The organism is Haliea sp., from assembly GCF_040221975.1.
Taxonomy (GTDB): domain Bacteria; phylum Pseudomonadota; class Gammaproteobacteria; order Pseudomonadales; family Halieaceae; genus Haliea.
Genome location: NZ_JAVJWR010000002.1, coordinates 120,118 through 131,554 on the forward strand (window position 1 = coordinate 120,118; position 11,437 = coordinate 131,554).

Below are 11,437 nucleotides of genomic sequence, written 5' to 3' on the forward strand. Positions count from 1 at the left end.
CCTGACAGGAAAGCCCCAGTGCCTGTATCCCTGCAAATGCTGGAAACCCGCCTGGCGACCCACCGGCCGGCCAGGCCCTGGCTGCGACCGTTGATGAAGCGCTCGGCAGTGGCGCTGATTCTGCAGGTGCGGGAAGGTGAACTGCATATTCTAATGATCAAGCGCGCAGAAAGGGAGGGTGATCCCTGGTCGGGTCACATGGCTTTTCCGGGCGGGCGCATGGACCCCGGCGATGCCCACGGCTACGCGGTCGCCCTGCGCGAGACCCGCGAAGAGGTGGGGCTGGACCTGGAGCGCCAGGCTCACTGCATCGGGCGCCTCTCGGACATCAACGCCCGGCCCCATCGCGGTACCTTTGGCATGGCGGTCAGTCCCTTTGTATTTCGCATGGACCGCCCCGCCAAATTCCGCATCAACTACGAGGTTGCGGAAGTGGTCTGGGTGCCCCTGGAATTCCTGCTGGACAACGCCAACCGCGAAACGATGCGCTGGCGACGCAACCGCCTGACCCTGAAGATGCCCTGCTATCTCTACCGCCACTACCGCATCTGGGGCTTGTCGCTGGCCATGCTGGATGAGCTGATGGATCTGGTCGAAGGCACCGATCAGCGCCGCCGCAGCTGGCGGCGCTGAGCTGGTGCTGGTTCAGCGCACCTGGCGCAGGAATTCCCTGGTGTCCAGCATCAACTCGCGCAGGGCGGGGTCTTCGCGGCTTGCCTCCAGCAGGGCCTCGCTGGTCACATCGCCACGGGTATAGGCCGCCAGCAGATCCAGCAGTACCGGGGTCATTTTCGGTGCCCGCTCCCAGCGCGGGGCGTTGACCAGGTTGCCGGTCACCCGGTCTTCATGGAGTTCAAGCCAGTAGCCGCCGCAACTGGACAGGCGGTAGTCGCCGATGCGCCCGTAGCTGATGTTGGGTGTATCCGGATCGAAGCCGCCGGGCACCTCCTCGGCGATACGGTACAGGGCCATGACCCAGCGCGTACCGACCGGGAACCCTTCTGCATCCGGCCGGCAGTAGTCCCTTGCCTTGAGCCAGAGGCGCACTTTCTCATTGAATTCGCGGCCGCGCAGGATGCGGTCCACGGTGACGTCCAGGGAGTTGCCCTTGCCCCCCAGCACGGTAACTGCGGCGACCAGGTCAGTCTGCGCCTCGACCTCGGCGAAGCTGCCCTGCCAGAGACAGCTGCACTCCTCTTCCGGCGCGCCCTGGGCCAGTGTCCCAAGCAGCGCCAGGGCGGCACTGGCGAGGGTGAGCGACGTTCGCTGCCAGCCAGTCACGGGAACGCCCCTACTGCAGTGCCCGCGCTGCCTGCAGCGCAAAATAGGTGAGAATGCCGTCGCAGCCTGCGCGCTTGAAGGCCAGCAGCGATTCCAGCATGACCGGCTCATGGGCCAGCCAGCCCTGCTCAAACGCGGCCATGTGCATCGCGTACTCGCCGCTGACCTGATAGGCAAAGGTGGGGGCCTGCAACTCGTTCTTTACGCGCCTGACGATATCCAGGTAGGGCATGCCCGGTTTCACCATGATCATGTCCGCGCCCTCGGCCAGGTCCAGCGCGCATTCGTGGAGGGCTTCGTCGCTGTTGGCCGGGTCCATCTGGTAGCTGTGCTTGTTGCCGCCCTTGATGTTGCCGGCGGAGCCTACCGCATCGCGGAACGGTCCGTAGTAGCTGGAGGCATACTTGGCGGCGTAGGCCATGATCAGGGTGTTGTGATGGCTGTGTTTCTCCAGCGTGGTGCGGATGGCGCCGATACGGCCGTCCATCATGTCCGAGGGGGCGACCACGTCCGCCCCGGCATCCGCGTGTGAGAGTGCCTGCTGTACCAGGGCGTCGCTGGTGACGTCGTTCAGGACATAGCCGCTGTCGTCGATGATGCCGTCCTGGCCGTGGGTGGTGTAGGGGTCGAGCGCAACATCGGTGATCACCCCGAGCTCCGGCAGGGCATCTTTCAGTGACTTCACTGCCCGCTGCACCAGGCCTTCCGGGTTCCAGGCCTCCTCGGCGCGCAGGCTTTTTTTCTTGCCGGGGACCACCGGGAACAGGGCCAGGGCCGGCACACCGAGATTCTGTGCTTCCCGGGCCTGGGCCACCAGCAGGTCAATGCTGAGCCGTTCGATGCCGGGCATGGAGGCGATGGCTTCACGCTGGTTGCTGCCTTCCAGCACGAATACCGGGAAGATGAAGTCTGCGGGAGTGAGCATGTTCTCCCGGACCAGGCTCCGGGAGAATTCCTGCGCCCTCAAGCGACGCATGCGGGTGTGGGGGAAGGGACCGCGCGGGCTCTGGAACATGATTTCGGTCTCCAGTCAGAGGCTGGCGAACGCGGCGCGGGCGGCGTCCACGGTCGCAGCAATATCGGCATCGGTGTGGGCGGCCGACATGAATCCGGCCTCGTAGGAGGCGGGCGCGAGGTAGACACCGGCGTCCAGCATGGCATGGAAAAAGCGGTTGAACGCAGGCGTGTCGCAGGCCATGACCTGACTGTAATTGCTGACTGTCGCCGCGTCAGTAAAGAAGCCGCCAAACATGGTGCCGGCGTGATTGGTGGTGAAGGGGACTCCCGCGGCAGCCGCGGCCTGTTCCAGCCCCTCGCAGAGCTGGCTGGTGCGGGCGAAGACCGGCTCGTAGAAGCCCGGCGCCGAGATCACTTCCATCGTGGCGAGCCCGGCGGCCATCGCGATCGGGTTGCCGGACAGGGTGCCGGCCTGGTAGACCGGGCCCAGTGGCGCGATCTGATCCATGAACTCGCGCTTGCCGCCAAAGGCCCCGACCGGCATGCCGCCACCGATGACCTTGCCCAGGCAGGTCAGGTCGGCCTCGATCCCGTAGTACCCCTGGGCACCCTGCAGGCCGAAGCGGAAGCCGGTCATCACCTCGTCCAGGATCAGCACGGCGCCGTGCTTGCTGCACAATTCGCGCATGGTTTCCAGGAAGCCCGGTTGTGGCGGAATACAGTTCATGTTGCCGGCGACCGGCTCGACAATCACGCAGGCGATGGAGTCACCGTGCTCGGCAAAGGCGCGGCGCAGATCCTCGCTGTCGTTGTAGGTGAGGGTCATGGTGTGGTCGGCGAGTGCGGCGGGCACCCCGGGTGAACTGGGTACGCCCAGGGTCAGGGCGCCGGAGCCGGCTTTCACCAGCAGGGAGTCGGAGTGGCCGTGGTAGCAGCCCTCGAACTTGACGATGGTGTCGCGACCGGTGCAGCCGCGGGCCAGACGGATGGCGCTCATGGTGGCTTCGGTGCCTGAATTCACCATCCGCACCAGGTCCATCCCCGGCATGATCTCGCAGATCCGGTCCGCCAGCTGGATTTCCAGCTCCGTCGGAGCGCCGAAGCTCAGCCCCTTCTCGCACTGGCGAATGACCGCCTCGCGCACATGGGGGTGATTGTGGCCCATCAGCATCGGCCCCCAGGACAGCACGTAGTCGATGTAGCGTTTGCCCTCACAGTCATAAAACCAGGCGCCGTCCGCGCGCTCCACAAAGACCGGGGTGCCGCCCACGGCCTTGAAGGCGCGAACCGGGGAGTTGACCCCGCCGGGAATATGTTGGCGGGCGCGCTCGAATAGCTGCTCAGATGTACTCATGTTGTCCTATCCTGGTGTAGTGCGGGTGCTGCAGGCGGCAGGCGTTGCCACGTCCGATCATGTCGTGACCGGGCAGTATAGCCAGAGTAGCCCCACTTGCGTCAAAGGGGCCTGACGACTGCGAGGATGATGATTGCAAACAGGAACAGTACCGGTATCTCATTGAAAAACCGATAGAAAACGTGGCCGTGGCGATTGTGGTCAGCGTTTGCCGCGCGCACAAAGCGACCGCACTGGATGTGGTAGCCTACCAGCACCGCGACGGCGGCGATTTTCACCCACAGCCAGAGCGAGGTCAGGTAGTACCCCGGGTTGGTGGCGATCAGGGCGATGCCAAAGGCGATGGTGAGCAGCATGAACGGGGTCACGAAGCGATACAGCTTGCGCGCCATGATTGCGAGCTGGGCGCGGGTTGCGGCGTCCTTGCTGGCGGCGAAGTAGACCAGAATTCGCGGCAGGTAGAACAGGCCGGCAAACCAGCAGACCATGAAAATCAGGTGAAACGCCTTGAGCCACAGCATGGGAGCGATCTGACGCCTTGTGCGCTAATGTGTGAATCCCAATATTAACAGTTATCGGCAGCGAGTTTGCTTTTATACTGTGACGTTTTGATATTGTCCGGGGCCGTCGAGCCCGGGTACAGCAGCAGGGAGTGGTCATGATCAGGGCAGGTATCGTGGGGGGCACCGGGTACACCGGGGTCGAGTTGTTGCGTCTGCTGGCACTGCACCGGGAGGTGGACGTGGTTGCCATCACCTCCCGTGCCGAGGCGGGACGCCGGGTGGATGACCTGTTCCCCAATCTGCGGGGGCACTTTGATCTCGTTTTTGCCGAACCCGATGTGGCGCTGCTGGCGGCCTGTGATGTGGTGTTTTTCGCTACACCGCACAACGTTGCCATGCAGCTGGTGCCGGAGTTGCTGGCTGGCGGCACCCGGGTTATCGACCTCTCGGCGGACTACCGGATCCGCGATGCAGCCCTCTGGTCGCAGTGGTATGGTGAGCCTCACGCCAGTCCCGACCTGTTGCCGCAGGCCGTCTATGGGCTGCCGGAAGTGAACCGCGATCAAATCCGGGAAGCGAAGCTGGTCGCCTGCCCGGGTTGCTACCCCACGGCCATTCAGCTTGGCTGGATACCGCTGCTGGCCAGGGGCCTGGTCGATCCGGCCTCGCTGATTGCCAGCGCCGCTTCCGGCGCCAGCGGCGCCGGCCGCCAGGCCAAGATCGATAACCTGCTGAGTGAGGTTGCGGGCAGCTTCAAGGCCTACGGGGTCGGTGGCCACCGTCACCTGCCAGAGATAGAGCAGGGTCTGAGGGACGTCTCAGGCGCGCCGGTGGCGGTGACTTTCGTGCCTCACCTGTTGCCCATCGTGCGCGGCATTCATGCGACCCTGTTCGCGCGCCTGCACGGTCCGGCGGGAGATTTGCAGGCATTGTACGAGGACTATTATGCGGATGAACCCTTCGTGGATGTACTGCCTCGGGGCATGTTTCCCCAGACCCGCACCGTCAAGGGCGCCAACCGCTGCCAGCTGTCGATCATGGTGCCACAGGATCGCGACACTGTGGTGGTCATGTCGACCATCGACAATCTGGTGAAAGGCGCCTCCGGCCAGGCGCTGCAGAACATGAACATCATGTTCGGCCTGCCTGAGCAGACGGGGCTGGACCTGGTAGGGCTGCTGCCCTGAAATGCCCGTGACAGACGATCGCTACCGCACGGTGGTCCGGCGCTACCATGTCCGCCATCAGCAAATAGTGGTCCTGGTGTTGACCTTGTCCGCCGCACTGGTGATGGGCGTGGGATTCGTTCTCGGGCGGCAGGCTGCGTTCAGCGGCGTCGGCATCGACCCTCAGCGGCACCGGGCTCAGGCAGAGGCCCTGCAGGTCGCCCAGGTTGAACAGGCAGAGCTGAACCGTCAGCTGGGGGTGATTACCGCCAGGCACGAACTGGATCGCGCCGCGCTGGAGCTGGTGCGACAGGAGCTGGCCGCGCAGAAGGAACAGATAGCGGGCCTCGAGGAGGGTATCCGGTTTTATCGCAGCCTGATGGCGCCGGGCGAAATTGCCCAGGGGTTCAGCCTGCGCAAGATTGAGTTGGTGTCCAGGGAAGAGCCCGGTCGCTATGGTTTTCGCATTGTCGTGCAGCAGGAGGCACGCAAGCATACACCGCTGCAGGGGGAGCTGTTCGCCGAGGTTAGCGGACAGCAGGCAGGCGAGCCGCGGACATATCCCCTTGCGGAGTTGAGTGCAGATCTTGAGAGCACTATCCTGCCACTGCGGTTTCGCTACTTTCAGTCCATAGAGGGCGACCTGGTGCTACCGGAAGGGTTCGAACCCCAGGCGGTCAGTGTCGTGGCAACCCTGTCCTCCCCCAGCAAGGCGGAGGCGCGAGAGCAGTATCCTTGGCAAGTACAGGAGAAATTTACCCATGTTGGGAAGTAAGCGTGGTGGTACAACGGTTGCCGGTGGGACCACTCTGGTGTCGCGCGAAACCACCATTAACGGCGATCTCCATTTCAGCGGCAACCTGGAGATCGAGGGCCAGGTCAACGGCTGCGTCATTGCCGAGGCCGGCAAGGACGCCATGGTGCGAGTGGTTGCGGCCGGGCGCGTTGAGGGCGAGATCAGGGCGCCAGTGGTCATGATCAATGGCACTGTGGAAGGCTCTGTCCACGCCGCCCGACACCTGGAGCTCGCGCCCTGTGCCAGGGTGAGCGGGGATGTTTTTTACAACATTGTGGAAATGGCGGCGGGGGCAGAAATCAATGGCCGCCTGCTGCACCGGTCGGAGCCGGAGACAATCTCTGAGCCGGCCCGTATCGCCGAGCCCCAGCTGCGGGTAGCCAGTGGCGCCCGCACATCCGCCAGAACGCAATCGTCCGGGGATGCTCCGGGCTAGGCGCCCCCGGCTAGGCGCCCCCGGCTAGGCGCCCCTCGCCGGGCACCCCGCTATAGTTGACTGGAATGGTCAGGTTTACCATAATGCCTGCCCATTGCAGTCAGGTCGGGGACACTGTGGCCCCGGAGAAAAGTCATGTCCGTAGCTGAATCATTCAATCCCGGCGGGATCAATCTCACTGCCCGGGCGGTGGACAAGGTGCGCGAGCTGGTCGAGGAGGAGGAGAATCCGGAACTGAAGCTGCGCGTCTATATCACCGGGGGCGGGTGCTCCGGTTTCCAATACGGCTTTTCCTTCGAGGACACCGCCGCGGACGATGACACCGTTATCGAGCGTGACGGCATTGCCGTTCTGGTAGATCCCATGAGCTTCCAGTATCTGGTGGGCTCTGAGGTCGATTACACCGAGGGTCTGGAGGGGTCGCGTTTCGTCATCAACAACCCCAACGCCGCAACGACCTGCGGCTGCGGCGCGTCATTTTCTATCTGACAGCAGAGTTTCCCGGGACCTCTCCGGCAGGATGGATTGCGCCCAGTACGCGCGCGCCCCTGGCGCCAGTTACGGCGGCGCTGCTGCCCGCGAGGCCGCTCATGGTGCGCCACGCCAGCCAGGCAAAAGCGGCAGCTTCGACCCATTCCGGATCAATGCCCAGCGCTGCGGTAGTGTCCAGGTGTCTGGGCGCCAGCAGACGATACAGGCGTCGCATCAGGTCCGTGTTGCGGGCGCCGCCGCCGCAAACGTAGACTTCATCAACTGCCGTTTCTGCGCTGATGATGGCACCGGCAATACTGTCGGCGGTGAATTCAGCGAGAGTGGCCTGCACATCCCGGGGCTCCAGTTCCGGTAACGACAGCAGGCAGGATTGCAGCCACGCCAGGTTGAACGCTTCCTTGCCGGTGCTGCGGGGGCCGCGGCGAGCCAGGTAGGGGTGCCTCCGCAATTGCTCCAGCAGCGCGGTATTCACCTCGCCTTCGGCGGCCCACTGCCCGTCGCGGTCGTAAGCCAGGCCATTGTGTCGCCGGGTCCACTGGTCCAGCAGCGTGTTTCCCGGGCCGGTATCAAATCCGCTGACCAGTCGGGTCTCCGATAGCAGGGTGATATTGGCGATGCCGCCGATGTTGACGACTGCGCGGCTCTTGCCCTTGTGGGCGAATGCAGCCGCGTGGAAGCCCGGGGCCAGGGGGGCGCCCTCACCGGCAGCAGCGATGTCGCGGCGGCGGAAGTCGGCCACGGTGGTGATGCCGGTCAGCTCGGCGATGGTATTGGGATCACCGATTTGCAGGGTGAAAGGAGTCCTGTTGCCGGCCGATGGCGGACGGTGGCGAACGGTCTGTCCATGGCTGCCGACAGCCGCTATGTCTCCCTTGTCGTAACCGGTGTGGGCGAGAAGTGTCAGTACCGCGTCGGCAAAGAGGGCCCCAAGCTTTCGATCCAGCGGGCCAAGGCGCTCAATTTCGTCGTCACCTGGTTGGCTGATGGCGACAATATCGCCTCGCAATTCGGGCGCGATGGGATGTTCCAGGGTTGCCAGCAGTTCACAGTCCCGCCTCGTGCAGCGAACCAGTGCCGTATCAACGGCGTCAATACTGGTGCCGGACATGATGCCGACATAAAGCTCCCGGGCAGCCACGTCAGGGTGCCGGTGCGGAATCTCCGGTTTCGCGGCTGTTCAGTGCCAGCCTGTTTTCAGACTGCAGGCCTGCGAGTTGGCGGGAGGTGTTGGCGATAGTGGCCTTGAATGCTGGAATTTCGGCGGCCGCGAGCATCTTCGCCTTGGGCAGCTCCTGGTGCACTTTGCGCGGGTCGCGGTGGCGGCCGTCGATCAGGAATTCATAGTGCAGGTGGGGGCCAGTTGCCGCGCCGGTGGAGCCCACTGTACCAATTACCTGGCCCTGGGCAACACGTTGCCCCTCCTTGGCCTTGCGCTGGTGGAGGTGCAGATAACGGGTGACATAGCGGTCACCGTGCTGCACAAAAATGTAATTGCCGTTGGCCCGGGTGTAGCCGGCCTTGATCACGCGACCATCGCCAGCGGAATAGACCGGGGTGCCGGTAGGGGCAGCATAGTCCGTGCCGCGGTGCGGACGGGTGGTTTTGTAGATCGGGTGCAAGCGACGCGGGTTGTAGTTGGAGCTGATGCGGGTGAAGTCGACCGGTGCCAGCAGAAAGGCCTTGCGCATGCTTTCGCCGTCTTCATTGTAGTAGACCACGTCGCCTTCCTTGTCCTCGTAACGGAAGGCATTGAAGGTCTTGCCGCGGTTGGTAAAGGAGGCGGCGAGGATGGTGCCGTCGCGATACTTTTCGCCATCCAGGTACAACTCTTCGTAGATGACGTGGAATGTGTCACCCTTGCGGGGGTCCTGCACGAAATCGATGACGCCGCCGAAAATGTTGGCCAGGTCCAGGATCAGGGTATTGGAGAGCCCGGCGTCCTTGCCTGCCATGAACAGGGAAGAGGTGATCTCGGCACTGACCCAGGATTCATGCAGTTCGGTCTGGCGAAAGTCCCGCTCCGTTGCAAAGCCGTCATCGGTGCGCCGGTAGGTAACGGACTCCAGCGGCGAGATGACATGCCGTACAGCCTGCAGGGTGCCGTCACCTGCGGTTTCGAAGGCGATGGTCTGCCCCGGATAGATTCGCGACAGGGCCTTGCCTTCCGGCGCCTCGTTGACCACCCGGTAGACATCAGTGTTGCTGAAGCCGGCGCGCTTGAAGATCAGTGACAGGTTGTCGCCGCGGCGCACAGTCTGCTCTTCCCAGGCCGGCGCGGTTGTGGTTTCCGGGGCTGGTGCCGCTGTCGGCACCAATGGCTGCCGCGGATTCACCGCAATGGGCTGGAGAATGTCACTGTCCAGTTCAAAGCCGAGGTCCGCCGTGTCCTCGCGGTTGGCGTTGACGTCGCCAGAGGGGGTCAGGATGGTGGCTGCCGCAACGAGGACAGAGAGCAGGCCGACTGCCAGCAAGTGTTTGCGGGGCAGCCGCTTCGTGTCTGCTGGCATGGATGTCGCTCCCCGGTGATTTCCCAATTTGCGCATAATCGTTGTTAGCTGTGCCCTATAGGCCATTGAGTATATAAAAGATTCCGGCGTTCTGACAGAGCCTGGAGGAACATAAGATTTGCTTTTTTTCAGCCGTATTGTATGGTTTGCGCCCCTCAAAAGGCCATCTTGGCCAACAGATCCTGGAGTCGTTCGATGAGTAGTGCCCTGCTGACCGACCTCAAGGCCCGAGGCCTGATTTTCCAGGTGGCCGGCGAAGACCAGTTGCCAGCCTGGCTGGATGGCGGCACGCGTACCTTGTATTGCGGTTTTGACCCTACCGCCGACAGCCTGCATATCGGCTCCCTCGTGCCCTTGCTCATGCTGCGCCGCTTCCAGTTGGCGGGCCACCGGCCCCTGGCCCTTGTGGGCGGCGCCACCGGACTTATTGGCGACCCGTCTTTCAAGGCCCAGGAGCGCCAGCTCAATACCCCGGATGTCATTGCCGGCTGGGTGGAGAAGATTCACCAGCAGGTATCCCGCTTCATCGATTTTGATGCCGGCCCGGTGTCCGCGGAGGTGGTCAACAACCTGGACTGGACCCAGGGCATGGATGTCCTGACCTTCCTGCGGGATGTCGGCAAGCATTTCTCGGTGAACGCCATGATCCAGAAGGAATCGGTCAGGCAGCGCATTGAGCGCGAGGGTAGCGGTATCAGTTTTACCGAATTCACCTACATGATCCTGCAGTCCTTCGACTTTGCCGAACTCAGCCGTCGTTATGACTGCAGTCTGCAGCTGGGCGGGTCTGACCAGTGGGGTAACATCACCGGCGGTATTGACCTGGCCCGGCGCATGTACGGCAAGCAGGTTTTCGGGCTGACCATGCCACTCATCACCAAGGCAGACGGTACCAAATTCGGCAAGACCGAGTCCGGCACTGTCTGGCTGGACCCTGCTCGCACTTCTCCCTATGCCTTCTACCAATTCTGGCTGAATACAGCGGATGTGGATGTTTACCGATTCCTGAAGTACTTCACCTTCCTGCCGGTGGCTGCCATTGATGCGCTGCAGCGTGCCGACGAGGAGCGGCAGGGGCGGCCCGAGGCCCAGGCAGTGCTGGCGCGCGAGGTAACCCTGCTGGTGCACGGAGACGCGGGGCTCAGCGCGGCGCAGCGCATTACCGAGGCCTTGTTCAGTGGCGATCTGGGGCAGCTGTCGGAGAGCGACCTGGAACAATTGCGCCAGGACGGCCTCCCTGCCAGTGCCCTGGCAGCGGGATCGCTGCCAGCCACCCTGACCCAGCTGCTTGCCGATGCGGGCATGGCGGCTTCCGGGAAGCAGGTAAAGGACGCCCTGGGCCGGAAAGCGGTTTTCGTCAATGGCCGCGCCCTGGGCTGGGAAGACAATGAGCGGGTGGCGCAATGCCTGGATCGCAGCCTGGCGCTCCATGGCCGCTTTTTCCTCGCGCGTCTGGGCAAGAAGAAGTACCACCTGTTCGAGCTCCTGTGATGTCTCGGTCGGGGCGCATGAAAGCTGGCAAATCCGGGATAACCTGACTATTTTTTGCAAAGGGTATTGCGCGCGTCCGATCCGCTGCGTATAGTTCGCCTCCCTTCGCAGTGGCAGCGGCGCAAAGCCCGCGAAGAGGGCCTGGATTCCCTTTGCTATCAATCAGTTGGGTTATAAAGGTAAGGTGAGTTACCGGCAGCGGCTGCCAGCAGAAAATTGCAAATAGCTGTTGCCAAGCGGACGCTCATCGGTATAATACGCGTCCCTGTTAGAGGCTACGGCCTGCGACAGAAACCATGGCCCCGGCGGCTCTGGGTTATTTAACAAAGAAACGAAGACAGATGTGTGGGCACTTGTTGGGATAGTTGTACGACTATTCAGACACAACAAGTGACTCATCGATTCATTTAATGAATATATGATTTCGAATTGTGTCTGAGCCGAGATTTGGGTG

12 protein-coding genes are annotated in these 11,437 nt (G+C 62.9%); 6 read left to right on the top strand and 6 right to left on the bottom strand.

Annotated elements, in window-relative coordinates; translation table 11 throughout:
- The first annotated feature begins 18 nt into the window (after positions 1-18).
- The gene (locus RLO07_RS00765) at positions 19-633 is read left to right on the top strand and encodes an NUDIX hydrolase (RefSeq protein WP_462290217.1); all 615 of its coding nucleotides are present in this window, start codon (positions 19-21) and stop codon (positions 631-633) included.
- Between the two features lie 12 nt (positions 634-645).
- Here RLO07_RS00765 and RLO07_RS00770 read toward each other — a convergent pair whose 3' ends face one another.
- From RLO07_RS00770 to RLO07_RS00785, 4 genes are all read right to left on the bottom strand, one after another.
- Positions 646-1,281: a delta-aminolevulinic acid dehydratase gene (locus RLO07_RS00770; RefSeq protein WP_462290218.1), complete on the bottom strand. Its 636-nt coding sequence runs from the start codon at positions 1,279-1,281 to the stop codon at positions 646-648.
- Between the two features lie 10 nt (positions 1,282-1,291).
- Positions 1,292-2,296: a porphobilinogen synthase gene (hemB, locus tag RLO07_RS00775; RefSeq protein WP_462290219.1), complete on the bottom strand. Its 1,005-nt coding sequence runs from the start codon at positions 2,294-2,296 to the stop codon at positions 1,292-1,294.
- Between the two features lie 15 nt (positions 2,297-2,311).
- Positions 2,312-3,592, bottom strand: a complete 1,281-nt coding sequence (gene hemL / locus RLO07_RS00780; protein WP_462290220.1) for a glutamate-1-semialdehyde 2,1-aminomutase — start codon at positions 3,590-3,592, stop codon at positions 2,312-2,314.
- A 101-nt stretch (positions 3,593-3,693) separates the two neighbouring features.
- On the bottom strand, positions 3,694-4,113 hold the full coding sequence (locus tag RLO07_RS00785; RefSeq protein WP_462290221.1) for a CopD family protein: 420 nt from the start codon (positions 4,111-4,113) through the stop codon (positions 3,694-3,696).
- 137 nt (positions 4,114-4,250) lie between these two features.
- On the opposite strand from RLO07_RS00785, the gene argC reads away from it, so the two are divergent.
- The 4 genes from argC to erpA all read left to right on the top strand — a co-directional run bounded on the left by argC (position 4,251) and on the right by erpA (position 6,982).
- Complete coding sequence (argC, locus tag RLO07_RS00790; protein ID WP_462290222.1) at positions 4,251-5,282, top strand: N-acetyl-gamma-glutamyl-phosphate reductase; 1,032 nt, start codon at positions 4,251-4,253, stop codon at positions 5,280-5,282.
- A gap of 7 nt (positions 5,283-5,289) precedes the next feature.
- On the top strand, positions 5,290-6,036 hold the full coding sequence (locus RLO07_RS00795; RefSeq protein ID WP_462290223.1) for a DUF6776 family protein: 747 nt from the start codon (positions 5,290-5,292) through the stop codon (positions 6,034-6,036).
- Positions 6,023-6,493 (top strand): bactofilin family protein, encoded by a 471-nt coding sequence (locus RLO07_RS00800; RefSeq protein ID WP_462290224.1) that lies wholly within the window; start codon positions 6,023-6,025, stop codon positions 6,491-6,493. The genes RLO07_RS00795 and RLO07_RS00800 overlap by 14 nt, the downstream gene beginning before the upstream one ends.
- Before the next feature lie 135 nt (positions 6,494-6,628).
- On the top strand, positions 6,629-6,982 hold the full coding sequence (gene erpA / locus RLO07_RS00805) for an iron-sulfur cluster insertion protein ErpA (RefSeq protein ID WP_462290225.1): 354 nt from the start codon (positions 6,629-6,631) through the stop codon (positions 6,980-6,982).
- Here the strand turns inward: erpA and RLO07_RS00810 are convergent.
- Both RLO07_RS00810 and RLO07_RS00815 read right to left on the bottom strand, forming a co-directional pair.
- A complete protein-coding gene (locus RLO07_RS00810) occupies positions 6,975-8,123 on the bottom strand; it encodes an anhydro-N-acetylmuramic acid kinase (RefSeq protein ID WP_462290226.1) in 1,149 nt (382 codons plus the stop codon). The genes erpA and RLO07_RS00810 overlap by 8 nt on opposite strands.
- 1 nt (position 8,124) lies before the next feature.
- Positions 8,125-9,492 (bottom strand): OapA family protein, encoded by a 1,368-nt coding sequence (locus RLO07_RS00815; protein ID WP_462290227.1) that lies wholly within the window; start codon positions 9,490-9,492, stop codon positions 8,125-8,127.
- A gap of 195 nt (positions 9,493-9,687) precedes the next feature.
- Between RLO07_RS00815 and tyrS the strand changes: the two genes are divergently transcribed.
- Positions 9,688-10,983, top strand: coding sequence for a tyrosine--tRNA ligase (tyrS, locus tag RLO07_RS00820; RefSeq protein WP_462290228.1), 1,296 nt, complete (start codon positions 9,688-9,690; stop codon positions 10,981-10,983).
- The last annotated feature ends 454 nt before the right edge of the window (positions 10,984-11,437 follow it).